Consider the following 15,592-nt stretch of genomic DNA (forward strand, 5'->3'; position numbering starts at 1 on the left):
GAACCCGCGAACGATGAGCACACCCACCGCAGGCGGCCTCGCGATGATGCTGCGCGACGCGATCGACGTGCCGAGGTCCGTCCACGACGACGACTTCGTCATGCGGATCCACGAGGGCGTGCCCGCCGCGGAGCGGACCCTCCAGGACTACGTCGTCACCGAGAAGATCGCCGAGGCCTTCGACGAGGGACTGACCCTCGTCAACTCGGCACTGACGCGCGGCAATGCCAAGGGTGCGTTCATCCACGGTTCGTTCGGTGCCGGTAAGTCGCACTACATGGCCGTCATGCACCTGCTGCTTACCGGCAATCCCGGTGCTCGCGCGCTGCAGGGACTGCAGCCCGTGGTGTCCGCCCACGCGGACGTGCTCTCCCGGAAGTACCTGGCGGTCGACTACCACCTGATCGGCGCCGCATCGTTCGAGAGCGCGCTCTTCCAGGGCTACCTCAACACCGTCAAGGAGAAGCACCCGGAAGCCTCGGCGCCCGTGCTCAACCAGAGCGACCTGCTGTTCCGCGACGCCCAACAGCTGCGCTCCCAGATGGGTGACGAGCTGTTCTTCTCGAAGTTCGCTGCGGATGTGGACCCCGTCTTCGGCACCATGAGTGGTGGAGTGCTGACCGCCGCCGAGCTCGACGCCGCCGCAGCAGGTACGGCGACGGAGACCGATCGACAGGCGGTTGCTTCCGCACTCGTGGAGACGTACTTCGCCTCGTACACCTCGACGTCGGCCTGGCTGCCGATCGACCAGGGTCTGCGCGTGATGACTGACCACGCCAAGGGCCTCGGTTACGACGGGCTCGTGCTCTTCCTCGACGAGCTCGTGCTGTGGCTGGCCAACCACCTCCGCGACTCCGCGTTCATCGCCAACGAGGCGTCCAAGGTCGCCAAGCTGGTCGAGACCGGCTCCGGGCAGATGTCGATCCCGATGATCTCGTTCGTCGCCCGCCAGCGTGCGCTCAAGGAGTTCCTCGGCGGCGGCAACGTCGGCGCCGAGCAGGTCGCTCTCGAGGATGCCTTTGGTTGGTGGGAGGAGCGCTTCGACAAGATCACGCTCGCTGCTGCCGATCTCCCGCAGATCGTCAACAAGCGGCTCCTCACCCCGACGTCTGAGGCGGGCAAGAACGCCCTGGCCTCCGCCGTCGCCCGCGTGCGAGCCAACCCGACCGACTGGAAGCACCTGCTCACCGATTCCGCCGGCTCAGGCGCCGTCGACTTCGAGAAGGTCTACCCCTTCTCCCCAGCACTCGTGGACGCCATGGTCGCGCTGTCCGCCATCATGCAGCGCGAGCGCACCGCCCTGAAGATCATGAGCGAGCTGCTCTCCCGGGGGCGTGACGAGCTGACCGTGGGCGACGTCATCCCCGTCGGCGACTTGTTCGACGTCGTCGTCCTTGGTGACGCTAAGCCGCTCACCGAGGACATGGTCAAGGTCTTCGACGCCGCCGCCTCGTTCTACCGCGGCAAGATGCGCCCCTACCTGCTCGACAAGCATCAGCTGACCGACTCCGAGGCCCGCGCGCTCGACCGTAACCACGCTTTTCGCCGCGAAGACCGCCTCGCCAAGACGCTCCTCGTCGCGGCCATCGCTCCCGGCGCGACGTCGCTCAAGGACCTCACCGCGTCCAAGCTCGCGGCACTGAACTTCGGCTCGGTGGTATCCATGTTCGGAGGCAACGTCTCCGGGCAGGTCGTCACCCTCGCCACCGAGTGGCAGGGCAAGTTCTCCGAGATCACCGTGGGCTCCACCTCGGACCCGGTCATCAGCCTGCAGCTCACCGGCGTCGACTTCGACGCGATCCTCGCCCACGTCACCCAAGAGGACTCGCACCCCAACCGGCGCAAGCTGATCCGCGACACCCTGGTGACGGAGATCAGCGCCAGCGCCACCGGCTCGTACGCCGGCGAGTACTCGCTCGACCACGTGTGGCGCGGGCAGAAGCGCGCCGTCGATGTCGTTTTCGGCAACGTGCGCGACACCTCAGCGATGCCCGTCGAGACGGTCAAGGCATCCGACGGCCAGTGGAAGCTCATCGTCGACTACCCGTTCGACGACGAGAACAAGCCGCCGTCCGACGACGCTGCCCGCATCTACGACCTCAAGCGCGAGGGCGTCGTCACCGACACCGTCGTCTGGGTGCCGCACTTCCTCACCACCCAGCGCATGGATGACGTCGGCAAGCTCGTCCAGCTCGAGTATCTGCTGACCGGCGACCGGTTCGACCAGTACTCGGCCAACCTGCCCGTCGCCGACCGGGAGCCGGCGCGACGCCTTCTGACCAGCCAGCGTGACTCGCTGCGCAGCCAGCTCGCTGCCCTGCTCCGGCAGGCGTACGGGGTCGACTCCTCCGCGAACGACGAGAACCTCGGCACCAAACTCACGGGCACTAACTTCATCACGCTGGCCGAAGGCTTCACCCCCACCCAGCCCTCGGCTGCGACCCTGCGCGACGCCGTCGTGGGCGTGCTGGGATCCGCACTCACCTCGCGATTCCCGAGGCACCCGGAGATCGAACGCGGCACCGAAGAGGTGCGTCGGAGTGAGCTCAACGCCGTCCTCGATCTCGTGCGTCGGGCCACGGATGCCGGGGGGCGCCTCGACGGCGTCGACCGCGCCACAGGGACTAAGGTCCGCCGCGTGGTCACGGCCTACGGCGTCGGCACCCTGCGTGAGACCACCTATGCGCTCGGCGCCCAGGACTTCGTCCTGTTCGACGAGTTCACGCGCACCGCGGGCACTGGTGACGTGACCGTGGGGGCCCTGCGCGGCGTGCTCGCACCGCGTGGCATCACGACCGACGCCATGGACCTCCTCGTCCTCGCGTGGGCGAAGATCACCGACCGCGAGTGGTTCCGCGCCGGCAGTCGCACGCCCGAGCCCGGCATCGGCGCGCTCACCCCGGACATGATGCTTCGCGAACCGGTGCTGCCCTCAGAAGAGGAGTGGGAGACGGCTCTCCGCCGCGCCAAGGCACTGTTCGGCGTCGGCGCCGACGAGTACCACCTGTCGACGGCAGCCGTCACACGGGTGAGTGAGGCCCTGGCCAGCAAGGCGCGCTCTGCCCTCAGTACGACGTCGGACGCCGCCGCCGAACTGGCCGCGCATCGCGAAGCGCTCGGAATCGACGAGGCCGCTCCTCGTTGGCAGGCCGTCACCCGTGGGCGCGATCTCGTGGCGCTGCTTGCTGCGTCCGACGCGCCCGTGGTGCGGATCGAAGCACTCGCACAGTTCGACCTTCCCGACGAACCCGAAGCCGTCGCACGGTCGATCGCTGCTGCCGGCGACGTCGCTGCCGCGCTCCGCGGCGCGAACTGGGGGCTCATCAACCGGCTCGCCACCTTGGGTGGGGAACGGGCATCGCGGGCTCTCGCCACGCTGCGCGGCGTCGCGATGCAAGCGGAGTTCCACGCGCCGCTGAAGCCGGCCCTCGAGTCGGCTGCGCATGAGGCAGTCGAGTCCCTCGCTGCCGACCCGGACGAGATCGAACGGCGCCGGCGCGATGAAGACGAACGCCGCAAGCGAGAGGAGGAGGCACGGCGCGAGCGCGAAAAGGCAGAGCGCATTGCTGCTGAACAGCGGGCCGAGCGGGACGCGGAGTTCGCGAGGCAGCAGGCCTCGCTGGAGGCTCAGCGCCGCGAGCAGCAGGCGCGCGATGCCGACATCGCAGCACGGCAGGCCGAGCTCGACCGCATCCAGCTGCTGATTGACGCAGAGAAGCAGGCCCGGCTCACGGAGAAGAGTCAGACGGTGTCCAAGGTCGTCGACGTCCAGGAGATCGGACAGCAGATCGCCGACGAACTGTCCAAGCCGGTCGAGGGCAAGACGCTGCGGGTGAGCTGGAGGTGGGAGTGACCATCGCGACCACCGGCCAGCGGACGGTCGCCGTGTCGGAGGCGCTCGTCCGCTCTCGTGCCGCCGAGCTCATCGCGAAGGGCGGGGACTCACGCGTGCTGGTGCTGCGTGCCCACCCCCGCTGGCATGGTGGTGACCTCACCGTCGATGGCAATCCGGTCCGTGTCATCGAAGGGATCTCGCAGCTTGCCATCCTCGACGCGTACGCGGGGCAGGACGAGGGCGAGTACCTCGTCGTTCTGACGGACCGACCGCGGGCCGACCTCAATGACACGGTGCTGGCTCGCGCCTACCGTCAGCAGATCGAGGACCCGGACGAATGGGCCAGCGTCCCCGGGCTGTTCGGGAATGCGCGCGAAGTCAGCAGGGAGCTTCGCCGTCTTGACTGGGCCGCCACCGCCCTGCTGGACCACGAGCCTGCCGGCGGATGGACGCCGTCGACCGATCTCGCCGTCACGGCCGAGCACGCCATCGGCGGCCTGCTCTGCCACCTGCTGGGGCTCGACCGCGCTGGCCTTGATGGGGTCGTCCTGCTCACCGCGCTGAGTAACGGCTCGCGAGCGTCGTGGGCCGGCGTCGACGCCGAGCTGCAAGCGCACCTCATGACGTGGTCCGAGCAGGAGTACGGCACGGCCGCCGGCTTTGCTCTGCGTACCACGGCCGCGCCGGGCGGACTGGTCAAGCCGCTGTCTCTGGGCCTCGCCATCGACGTCCTGTGGCCCACGGCCGCCGGAACGGACCTCACCGAAGAGCAGGTCGCAGCACGCACCCGCCTCGCCGAGCGATACCTCGGCGGGCGCTCGCTCCCGCCGCTGCAGGCACGCGAGATCGCCGACGCCACCCTGGCCGCCCTGCTCCGGCTCTCCCGAGAGGGCGATCCCGAGAGCCGGCTCGGTGTCGTCCTCGATCAGGCCGAAGCCCTGTTGCGCGACAACCTCGGCTGGCAGGCAGGTTCCGAACGATCGACCATCCTTCGGCCGGGGTTCACCGCGCGCCTGCGCGCGCTCGGTGCAGCGTTGGATGCTGGAACCGGCGTGGAAGAGTCGCTCGCCAAGGTGCTCGACCATCGCGAATCGTCAGTGGCCGGCCAGGATCTCGCGCCCCGGATGGCAGTGCGACTGTCCCGCTGGCTTGCCACTGCCGAGACACCGACACACGGGCTCGGTGGAGACCTTCGCCGTCAGATGGACGACGGTGCCTGGGTGGATGCCGCCCTGGGCGTGCTATGGGCGGGATCGGACGACCCCGCCGTCGGCGCTGCCTACGGCCGACTCATCGACCGCGTGCGTGCACGACGGCGTGCCCGTGACGAATCTGCTGCCGTCCACTTGGGCGACACCGCTGTGGTCCGCAGCCTGGCCGACATGCTTGACGACGGGCCCGCACTGGGTGTCGAGGACGTCCTGCGCGCCGTCGTCAACCCGTGGAAGTCCCAAGGCGGTGTGCTTCTCGTCGTGCTCGACGGCATGAGCGCGGCCGTGGCCGTGGACCTCGCTTCCGACGTCGGACGCTCCGGACTCGTGGAGTGGGTGCCGTCGGCCACCCGGCAGCGCCTCGCTGTCGCCGCTGCGCTGCCCACACTGACCGGTATCTCGCGGACAAGCCTGTTCTGCGGCGAGATCACCACCGGAACGTCCGCCACCGAGAAGTCAGGCTTGTCGACGGCATTCCCTGGTGCGAACACCTTCCACAAGGGGGAGCTCCGCGCTTCGGGTGGAGCACAGCTCGCTGACGACGTTGCCACCGCCATCGCCAATCCCGCGGTGCCTGTGGTCGGGATCGTCATCAACGCCATCGACGACTCCACGCACAAGACCGACACCTCCAACCGCCCGTGGGCAATCGCGGACCTCGACCCGCTGCGGGCCTTGCTCAACGCGGCGTCGATCGCGGGCCGCACCGTCGTATTGACGTCCGATCACGGGCACGTCGTCGAACGGTCCACCGAGAAGCTCGACGCTGTCACGGGTGGCGACGCACGGTGGCGACCTGCCCAGGCAGGGCCGCCTCAGGACGGTGAGGTGCACGTGTCTGGCCCGCGCGTCGCCGTACAGGGCGGAGAGGCCGTGATGCTGTGGCGCGACGACGCCCGGTACGGCCCGGCTCGTTCCGGCTACCACGGCGGAGCGTCCCTGGCAGAGATCACCGTTCCTGTGCTCGTCTACCAGCGGTCGCTCGCGGACACTGCACCAGAGGGCTGGGCGCCTGCACCGCCCCAGGCGCCAACCTGGTGGAACGACCCAGTGATTGCTGCCAAGCCGGAGCCCACGACGGCGCCGAAGCCTGCGCGCAAGACTCGGCGTAAGGCCGCAGAGCCGGACGCTGCCAACGCACTGTTCGACCTTGTCACGCCGACGCCCGTAGCCGACCCGGCCCCAAGCGGTTCGGGTCTGATCGACCGCGTCATGCGATCCGACGTCTTCGCCGACCAGATGCGACTTGCCGGACGTGCGGCCTCGAGCGACCTCGTCGAGGCCGTGCTGCGGACCCTCATCGAGCGAGACGGTCGGGCGCACCAGGAGACCGTGGCCGTCGCGGCCGGACTTCCCTCCGCAGGAGTGACCCAGGGTCTCGCCATCGTCAAGCGCGTGCTCAACGTCGAGGGCTACGACATCCTGTCGATCGACCCTGACGGCGACACACTGCGTCTGGACGTCGCGTTGCTCGAGGAACAGTTCGGGCTGAACGGATGAGCGCGAGGAGTGCAGTTCCATGGCGGTGATTCGCGCGTTCCGGCACGAGGTCAAGGGGCACGGAACGAGGCACTCGACGGACGTCGACTGCCTCTACTTCGACTTCCTCGACGTCAACGGCGGGCAGATCCTCCAGCTCTCGACGCTGGGATCCGAGCACCGACAGAGCCAGCCAAAGGTCAGCCAGACGTTCCAAATCGGCCGTGAAGGTGCCGCCGAGCTGCGCAGCATCCTGGAGCAGACCTTTGCCGGGATCGGGGGGGCAGCAGCTTGCGTCGTCGTCGTCGCCGGACGCCAATTCGAGCCACAAGGGGAGCGAGCCGGAGGCGGCTATCGAGCGTTTCATCGCTCGCGCGGGCCTCACTCGTACGGAGGAGATCGGCGTCGACGGAACGTCGGCCCGTCGTCGGGTGATCGCACACGACGACAGGCCGCTCGTCGGGGGCACCTGGTACCTCGTCGACTTCACGCATCTCGACAGGCTCACCTACCGCGAGGTCGAACGAGCTCTGCGATCGGCACCTGATGGGTACCAGCGGGTGGCGGCGTTCGTCTCGGACCTCTCCGAGGACCTCGAAGACCACCTCCGTAGCCGCGGAGTCACCGTCGTGCGCCGCGCGGATCTCGACCTGCCTTCCGCTACCGCCGCCGCGCCGGGCATGGCGGCCAGCGCGAGGCCCGTTGCGCCGCCGGCGCTGCCGCAGGCACCGGCCCTTCCGCCGGTGCCGCAGGTGAAGCACCCTCCTCCCTCACCGCCAGGTCATGCTCCGTTGCCTGGTGCTCGTGACGGTGAACCTGTGGTTGGTGCGCCTCAGAAGTCGCTGGTGGACCTGCAGTACATGTGTGCGAGGCTCGGGGTGGTGCTGGCGGAGCCTGACCAGGGCTGGCCGGGTCACGGCAAGGCCGTCTACCTCCGCGGCGGCGGCACCGCCTATCTGAACCCGAGCAACATCGATGTGCGAGCCTCTTCCCAGCAGGTCGCGCTCTGGGCTCGCGCCGGTCACGGCATGGTCCGGGGCACGCAGGGTCAGTACCTGCGCCTGATGCTGGATCGGTCACGAATGCCCCGGGCCATTCCGGCGACTGTTCCTGCGCTGGTCGACTTCGTTTCTGCACCTGTCCGACCGGTGGAGGCGCCCTCCGTCGAGGCACACGTGCTGTCACCTCGGCTTGGAGCGCCGATCCCGTGGATCGAGCAACTCTTCGAGACGGCGCTCTACGCGGAGCAGAAGGCGATCGCTGGTCGGGCGGCCGCGCCAGACAAGGTCGTGCGCGACGTCCTGACCGTGCTCGTTCATCGGGGGATGAGTGGTCCGATCGAGGCTGTCGAAGCAGATGCAGGCCTTGCTCCGGGGGATCTCCGCCGTCAGATCCCCCTCATGCGTCGGCTGCTCAACCTGGACGGCTACGACACACTTGAGTTTGCTGACGGCATCCTCGAACTTGACGATGAGTTGTTGCGACAGCAGTTTGGGCTCTCGCGAGCCATCAGTCATGAAGGAGTTGCTCGATGAGTGCCGCACGTTCCATCAGTCCGAGGCGCCGCAAGGAAATCGTCGGCGCGCTGAGGCGAGGGACGGTACCCCAGCAAGGTCTTGACGTCATGGCGGTAGGGCTCGGACGGTTCGAGGTAGCGATCGATGAAGAACTGGAGTCCGTCCGGCAGGGCGGCGCCCAGTTCAAGGCCATCCGAGGCGAGTACGGATCCGGTAAGACCTTCTTCTCGCGCTGGCTCACCGAGCGTGCCAAAAGTCTGAACTTCGCCACGGCTGAGGTCCAGATCTCCGAGACGGAGACGCCGCTCTACAAGCTCGAGAAGGTCTATCGACGCATCGTCGAGAGCCTCTCGACGCGCACGACGACGTCGGCAGCTTTCGGCGACGTGGTCAACGAGTGGTTCTACGTGCTCGGCCAGGAAGCGCTCGCTGCAAGTAGCGCGGGAGAAGCTGACCAACGCACCGATGAACTGCTCGAGAAGCGGCTCGCCGCCGTCTCGAAGGAAGCGCCGTCATTCGCGATGGCGCTGCGCGCCTACCGGCAGATGTCTGCTCGCGGAATGCACCCCGAAGCCGACGCGTTGCTCGCGTGGCTTGGCGGCCAGCCGAACGTCGCGGCATCGGCCCGTCGCGCTGCTGGTGTTCGGGGCGAGCTCGACCACTTCGGTGCGCTCGGATTCCTGCAGGGTCTTCTCACCGTGTTGCGTGACGCCGACTATGCAGGCCTCGTCATCGTGCTGGACGAGGTAGAGACACTCCAGCGCATGCGCGCGGACGTGCGGGAGAAGTCGCTGAACGCCCTGCGACAGCTCATGGACGAAATTGACGCTGGGCGGTTCCCAGGTCTCTACCTCGTGATGACCGGTACCCCCGCCTTCTACGACGGCCAGCAGGGTGTGCAGCGACTTGCGCCGCTCGCCCAGCGACTCCAGACCGATTTCAGCACCGACGCGCGGTTCGACAACCCTCGTGCTACGCAGATCCGACTGCACGGCTTCACGCCTGACTCGCTCGTCGAACTTGGTTCACGAGTGCGCGACATCTACGCCGCGGGAACCGACAACGTGGACCGCATCCACTCGGTCGTCGACGACGCATACGTCGCTGACCTCGCAACCGCCATCGGCGGTGAGCTGGGCGGAAAGACGGGCGTCGCTCCCCGACTCTTCCTCAAGAAGCTGGTGGCCGACGTCCTCGACCGCGTGGACCAGTTCCCGGACTTCGACCCGCGCGTGAACTACAGCCTCACGGTCGCAGCCCACGAGATGACGGACGTTGAGCGTGAGGCCCGCTCGCTGGGCGATCGACGCCCGGTCGCATCGGTCGACGACATCGATTTGGAATTCTGACGATGGGCGAGGGTGCGGGACTCGACGGTGCGATCGACTACCACATCGTCAACTCGCTGGGCTGGGGATCGCTGCGGCCGCTCCAAGCCGCTGCCGTCCCCGCTGTTCGATCGGGCGACGACTGCATCCTCATCGCACCTACGGCAGGCGGCAAGACTGAGGCGGCGGTCTTTCCCCTGCTCTCCTCGATGGTGCAGGGAGAGTGGCGGGGGCTCACGATCCTGTACGTCACGCCCCTGCGAGCGCTGCTCAACAATCTCTACCCACGAATCACCGCATACGGTGAATGGCTCGGGCGCACGGTCGGGCTCTGGCACGGCGATGTCGGCGACACGGAGCGCAAGCGACTGCTCGCCGAGCCCCCGGACATCCTGCTGACGACACCAGAGTCGCTCGAGGCGATGCTGGTCTCCCGGCGCGTCGACCACGACAGGTTCTTCTCCAACGTCCGGGCGATCGTCATCGACGAACTGCATTCCTTCGCCGGATCTGACCGTGGCTGGCACCTGCTGGGGGTCCTCGCACGGTTGGAGCGCATCGCCGGTCGGTCGATTCAGCGGGTCGGGCTCTCGGCCACTGTCGGCAACCCGCAGGAGATCGGCCGCTGGCTTCAAGAGGGCGAGTTCGAAGCCACCAGCGCGCGAGAACTGCGCGTCGTCAGCGAACCGGTCGCGGCCTCTGCTCCGGAGCCCGAGGTGATGCTGGACTTCGTCGGGTCAGTGGCCAACGCAGCGAGAGTGATTGCGAAGCTTCATCGCGGAGAGAAGCGTCTCGTCTTCTGCGAATCGCGACGAGTCAGCGAACAGATCGCCTTCGAGCTCCGAGAGCTCGGCGTCGAGACCTTCGTCTCCCACTCGTCGTTGTCCGCCGAGGAGCGGCGGCGTTCCGAGCAGGCCTTCGCGGAAGCGCAGAACACCGTCATCGTCGCGACATCCACCCTCGAGTTGGGCATCGACATCGGCGATCTCGACCGCGTCATCCAGATCGACGCACCCCGGACCGTCGCTTCCTTCCTCCAGCGGCTCGGGCGGACCGGGCGACGACCAGGTACGACCCGCAACACGCTGTTCCTCGCCACCAACTCCGATGCCTTCCTTGAAGCAGCCGGCTTGCTGCTCCTCTGGAAGCGCGGCTTCGTCGAGCCCATCACGCCGCCGCCGCACCCCCTGCACCTGACAGCACAGCAGCTTCTCGCGTTGGCACTCCAGGAGGGCGCCTACGGGGCGTCCGCCTGGCGCGAGTGGTGGGGAGACCTCGCCCTCATGGACGACGCCGAGGAGGTGCTCGACTACCTGCGTCATAAGGAGTTCCTCGTCGATGATGGCGGGCTCCTGATGATCGGGCCCGCGGCCGAGAAGACGTTCGGACGCCGCCACTTCATGGACCTTCTCAGCTCGTTCGACGCAGAGAAAGAATTGCGCGTCGTCGCTGGCAACAAGGAGATCGGGTTCATCTCGCCTCTTGCTCTACCACGGCAGGGTAGCGGCGAGAACAAGCCGATCCTCATGAACGGGCGGGCCTGGCGCATCGAGAACGTGAACTGGGAACGGTTCGAGGTCGTCGTCAGCCCCGTCCCCCACAAGGGTGACGTCCGATGGCACAGCGGCGCCATCGCCATGTCCTTCGAACTCATGCGTGCCCAGCGGGATGTGCTCCTGGGGGAGACGCCCGACGTCCCGATGTCTCGCCGCGCAGTCGAGCGCCTGGACCTCGTGCGCGAGGTGCGCGCGGATCAGGTTGCCCCTGACAGGCTGGTTGTCACCCGGTCAGGGCACGATCTGCACTTCTGGACGTGGGCGGGCCTCAAAGCCAACCAGACCATCCGTGCAGGACTCGACGGTCCAGGAGGGGAGTCGTACAACGACGTCATGGTGCTTCGAGGCGTGGGCGACCTCGGCCGACTCTCCGACGTCGAGTTCGAAAACGTCCTCCCACATGTACCGCCAGACATGGTCGACACCCTCAAGTTCTCCGCAGCGCTCCCGGAGCGGACCGCGGTACGGACACTTTCGGAGCGCTTCGCGGATCGTGAGGGTGCCGACCTTGTTGCCGTCGACGCGAGACAGGTGCCGTCATTGAGACTTGACGGCGTCGAATCGACCTAGCGGAAACCTGGCTGCTGCGCGTCGGTCATCAGCAAGACCGCAGCGATGGCTGCGGGACCCCTCCACAGTCTGGTGCGCTTCCCGAGCAAGGATTCTTGAGCCCTGCCCGGAAACTCGTCAGTGAAGTACGTAGCAAGGGCGACCAGTTTCTGCGCTCCCATTGCGCGCACGAACATGTTCGCCTGGTGGTCAGGAAGGTGAAGGGCGACGGCCCAGGCCGCATCGACTGCGAGGGGGTAGCGGCTTCCGACCGTCTCCAATGCCAGTCGCTGGGCAAGCATCTCCGCCCCTGGGATGAACGTGCCGGCCGCGGAAGCGAAGCGGTCGATCAGTCCCGCGGCGATCTCTGCTTCCGCGCCGGAGCCACGGTTGTACCCGTACCGCCCGGCCCCGGCAAGCATCTGCTTCACCTCAGGAGTCTCCCGGTTGACACGCTTCCGTCTAGTCGAACTGAAGGAAAATCCCATAGAACTATCCAATCCATGTCAAAGAACTCATAAGAGATGTCGTGGACGCGACGATACGGGCGATTCCGGACTTTGGGGAGGGTGAAACTGGATGGAGGCACCGAGGTGGGCCGGACCGGCACCGGTCACCCCGTATGGACGACAGACCCTGGGCACGCGCCTACGAACGAGGGACAATGAACCGCCCTGGGCTTGTTGGAGGTTCCTGACCTTGGAAACGAGGATGGAGCCATGCCGAAGGAGCAGGCGCCGGGCAAGCCGCAGACGCGGCGGTACTCGGATGAGGAGAAGGCCGCCGCGGTGCGGATGGTGCGGACCCTGCGAGCCGAGCTGGGGACCGAGCACGGCACGGTGCAGCGGGTCGCGACCCAGCTGGGCTACGGGGTCGAGTCGGTGCGTCAGTGGGTCAAGCAGGCCGAGATCGATGCCGGGCACGCCCCCGGGGTCACGACTGCGGAAGCACGGCGGATCCGGGAGCTCGAGCAGGAGAACCGGGAGTTGCGGCGGGCGAACGAAATACTGAAGCGGGCCGCGAGTTTCTTCGGGGCGGAGCTCGACCGCCAGCACCGGAAGTAGTCGCGTTCATCGACGACAACCGCGGCGACGTCATCGACGGCGTGCGTCTCACAGTCGAGTCCATCTGCACCGTGCTGCGTGCGGCAGGGGTGCAGGTGGCTGTGAGCACGTACTACGCCGCCAAGGCGCGCCCGCCCTCGGCGCGTGCGGTCCGCGACGCCGAGGTGGGCCCGATGCTGCGCACCCTGTGGGACGACAACTACCGCGTCTACGGGGCGCGGAAGCTGTGGAAGGCGGCACGCAGGGCGGAGCACGACGTGGGCCGTGACCAGGTCGCCCGCCTCATGCGCGGGCTCGGGATCCAGGGCGCGGTCAGGACGAAGCGGGTACGGACCACCCGCCCGGACCCCACCTCGGCGCGGCACCCGGACCTCGTCAAGCGGGACTTCACCGTGACCGGGCCGAACCAGCTGTGGGTCACCGATCTGACCTACGTCCCGACGTTCGCCGGCATGGCGTACGTGTGCTTCATCATCGACGCGTTCTCGCGGACGATCGTGGGGTGGCGGGTCGCGGCGCACATGCGCACCGAGATGGTGCTCGATGCGATCGAGATGGCCCGCTGGTCTCGTGGCACCCGCCTGACCGGGCTGCGGTGTCACTCGGACGCCGGAGCTCAGTTCACGAGCCTGCGCTACGGAGAGCGGCTCGCGGAGATCGGCGCAACGCCTTCGATCGGGACCGTCGGCGACTCGTACGATAACGCGCTCGCCGAGACAGTGAACGGCTACTACAAGGCCGAGCTGATCCGCGGACCCGCCCGGTCCGGGCCCTGGCGGACCGTGGAGGACGTCGAACTCGCGACGCTCGGGTGGGTCCACTGGCACAACCACCAACGGCTGCACGGCTACCTCGGCGACCTGCCGCCCGTCGAATTCGAAGGGAGGTTCTACGCGACTCAGCGGGGCCACGAAGCCCTGGTCGGAATCAAATGACCAGAGCCTCCATCAGACCCAGGGCGGTTCATATCGGCCCCCGTGACGGACGCGCTCGACGGGGACGGCTTGCGCACACTCGGAGCGCGCGCATCGACGCGCTCGGTTTGGTGCGGTGTGGGCTTGGCGCGTGCACCCCGGCGAGCAGTACTTCGCTCGACGGCGCAGACGTTCGACATCGACGACGCGATCGCAGCCGTCGCGCGCGCAAGGCCGAGGGGCTGGAGGCTTCCATGACGCCAGCCCCTTGCGACGGGCGATGTAGTCACGCAAGGATGCGACGCTCACGCACCTTGGCGAGCAGTACCTTGCGGTCGACCGTCGGGCCGCAGGTGTCGGTGCCCTGCAGGTGACGTTGGCGCAGTGCCGGACCGTCTCCGGCGTCGAGGTGTTCACGTCTGGGACATCGCAGTCGGGGGCCGAGCGTCGGGACCGATACCGGTCAACGAGTCACGTCACGCGACGCCGCCGATCTACACGGGTGCAAGAGGCGCGTCACGAACTTTGGTGTCGGCGGTCTCCGTCGACGGCATCGACTCTAAAGAGGAGTTCGCGTGTCGTTCGAGCGGCTGTGAAGGTTTGCTCGGTCAAGCCCCTGGAAGTGGTGTAGCGCCCGGTGATCCTGGTGGGGTCAGGCGGAGAGTTCGAGGAGGGTGTCGGTGCCGACCTCCGTTCCGGGATCGGTGACCGGGGTGAGGCGGCAGCGGTTCAGGAGGTCGAGGCCGAGGTAGCGGCGTCCTTCGGCCCATTCGTCGGCTGCTCGGCCAGGACGGCTCCCACGAGACGCGCGATCGCGTCCCGGTTGGGGAAGATGCCCACCGCGTCGGTGCGGCGACGGATCTCCTTGTTCAACCGTTCGGCGGGGTTGTTCGACCAGACTTGCGTCCAGACGTCCTTCGGGAAGCCGGTGAACGCCAGGATATCCGCGCGGGCGGCATCGAGGTGCTCGCCAACGGCGGGGAGCTTGCCGGCGACGTAGTCGAGCAGGCGGTCGAACTGCGCGTGCACCGCGGTGGCGTCGGGCTGGTCGTAGACCGAGTGCAGCATCGCCTTGACCGCGGGCCACAGGCTCTTGGGCGTGATGGCCATCAGGTTCGCGGCGTAGTGCGTCCGGCAGCGCTGCCAGGCCGTTCCCGGCAGGTTGGCCGCGATCGCCTCCACGAGGCCGGCGTGCGCATCGGAGGTGACGAGCCGGACTCCGGCCAGGCCGCGGGCGACGAGGTCGGCGAAGAACTCGTTCCATGCCGTCTTGGTCTCGGCGGTGGCCACCCGCATGCCCAGGACCTCGCGGTGCCCGTCACCGTTGACCCCGGTGGCGACGAGGACGACCGCGTTGATGACCCGGCCGGCCTCGCGGACCTTCATCGTCAGGGCGTCCGCGGCGACGAACGTGAACGGGCCTGCATCCCCGAGGGGTCGGTGCCGGAATGCCTCGACCTTCTCGTCCAGGTCCGCGGCCATCCGCGAGACCTGCGACGTGCTCAACGAATGGATGCCGAGGGCCTTGACCAGCTTGTCCATCCGCCGGGTGGACACACCCGCGAGGTAGCAGTCCGCCACGACGGTGATCAGGGCGGCCTCGGCCCGCTTCCTGCGCTCGAGCAGCCAACCCGGGAAGTAGGTCCCCGAGCGCAACTTCGGCACCGCGACGTCGATCGTGCCGGCCCGGGTGTCCAGGTCGCGATGCCGGTAGCCGTTGCGCTGCGCAGTCCTGCCCGGCGAGCGTTGGCCCCACTCCGCGCCCACGACCGCATCGGCGTCCGCGGACAACAGGGCGTTGATCACGGTCTGCAGCAGGTGGCGCATCAGATCCGGGGACGCCTCGGTCAGGGCCTCGCCAAGCAGGCCGGCAGGGTCGACAATGTGTGGTGCGGTCATCGTGATGCTCCGTTCGAGAGGACTGTGAAGGGTTGTTCTCGAAGGATCACGCGGTGGCCGCTCCACGTCTCGACGAAGAAGTCGACGACGATCCCGGCGACCGCGCTACACCACTATCAGGGACTCAACTCGTGGCCAGCCCGGCTGCAGGGACAATCTCTAGGTGACCTACAGATTCCATCCACGTAGAAATCAGTCAGCGCCACAGACATGGGACGGGTTCAGGCGTGCCATTCGGAA

Annotated in this window: 7 protein-coding genes and 1 pseudogene; 6 read left to right on the top strand and 2 right to left on the bottom strand. The window is 67.6% G+C overall.

Annotated elements, in window-relative coordinates; all coding sequences use genetic code 11:
• The first annotated feature begins 13 nt into the window (after positions 1-13).
• The 5 genes from CLV28_RS06715 to CLV28_RS06735 all read left to right on the top strand — a co-directional run bounded on the left by CLV28_RS06715 (position 14) and on the right by CLV28_RS06735 (position 11,496).
• Positions 14-3,853 (top strand): BREX-2 system ATPase PglY family protein, encoded by a 3,840-nt coding sequence (locus CLV28_RS06715; protein WP_157802544.1) that lies wholly within the window; start codon positions 14-16, stop codon positions 3,851-3,853.
• Positions 3,850-6,546, top strand: a complete 2,697-nt coding sequence (pglZ, locus tag CLV28_RS06720; RefSeq protein WP_157802545.1) for a BREX-2 system phosphatase PglZ — start codon at positions 3,850-3,852, stop codon at positions 6,544-6,546. Before CLV28_RS06715 ends, pglZ begins: the two co-directional genes overlap by 4 nt.
• 203 nt (positions 6,547-6,749) lie before the next feature.
• Positions 6,750-8,060, top strand: a complete 1,311-nt coding sequence (locus tag CLV28_RS06725; protein ID WP_157802546.1) for a hypothetical protein — start codon at positions 6,750-6,752, stop codon at positions 8,058-8,060.
• Complete coding sequence (gene brxD, locus CLV28_RS06730; RefSeq protein WP_100422563.1) at positions 8,057-9,391, top strand: BREX system ATP-binding protein BrxD; 1,335 nt, start codon at positions 8,057-8,059, stop codon at positions 9,389-9,391. Before CLV28_RS06725 ends, brxD begins: the two co-directional genes overlap by 4 nt.
• Before the next feature lie 2 nt (positions 9,392-9,393).
• The gene (locus CLV28_RS06735) at positions 9,394-11,496 is read left to right on the top strand and encodes a DEAD/DEAH box helicase (protein ID WP_100422564.1); all 2,103 of its coding nucleotides are present in this window, start codon (positions 9,394-9,396) and stop codon (positions 11,494-11,496) included.
• Here CLV28_RS06735 and CLV28_RS06740 read toward each other — a convergent pair.
• Positions 11,493-11,906 carry a hypothetical protein gene (locus tag CLV28_RS06740; RefSeq protein ID WP_100422565.1) on the bottom strand — a complete coding sequence of 138 codons (414 nt, stop codon included), beginning with the start codon at positions 11,904-11,906 and terminating at the stop codon, positions 11,493-11,495. The genes CLV28_RS06735 and CLV28_RS06740 overlap by 4 nt on opposite strands.
• A 288-nt stretch (positions 11,907-12,194) precedes the next feature.
• Between CLV28_RS06740 and CLV28_RS06745 the strand changes: the two genes are divergently transcribed.
• Positions 12,195-13,474, top strand: a protein-coding gene (locus CLV28_RS06745) for an IS3 family transposase (protein ID WP_100422566.1) whose coding sequence is annotated in 2 segments (ribosomal slippage) — positions 12,195-12,498 and positions 12,498-13,474 — 1,281 coding nt in all. Because the reading frame shifts where the segments join, the coding sequence is not laid out codon by codon here.
• A gap of 631 nt (positions 13,475-14,105) precedes the next feature.
• Here the strand turns inward: CLV28_RS06745 and CLV28_RS06750 are convergent.
• Positions 14,106-15,352, bottom strand: a pseudogene (locus tag CLV28_RS06750) (IS256 family transposase).
• Positions 15,353-15,592 lie beyond the last annotated feature (240 nt).

Origin of the sequence: Sediminihabitans luteus, from assembly GCF_002797595.1 — a bacterium.
Lineage (GTDB): Bacteria > Actinomycetota > Actinomycetes > Actinomycetales > Cellulomonadaceae > Paraoerskovia > Paraoerskovia lutea.

Excerpts from the sequence above, each read along its gene's own strand:
- CLV28_RS06715 (WP_157802544.1), top strand. The coding sequence starts at position 14 with ATGAGCACACCCACCGCAGGCGGCCTCGCGATGATGCTGCGCGACGCG.
- brxD (WP_100422563.1), top strand. The coding sequence starts at position 8,057 with ATGAGTGCCGCACGTTCCATCAGTCCGAGGCGCCGCAAGGAAATCGTC.
- CLV28_RS06735 (WP_100422564.1), top strand. The coding sequence starts at position 9,394 with ATGGGCGAGGGTGCGGGACTCGACGGTGCGATCGACTACCACATCGTC.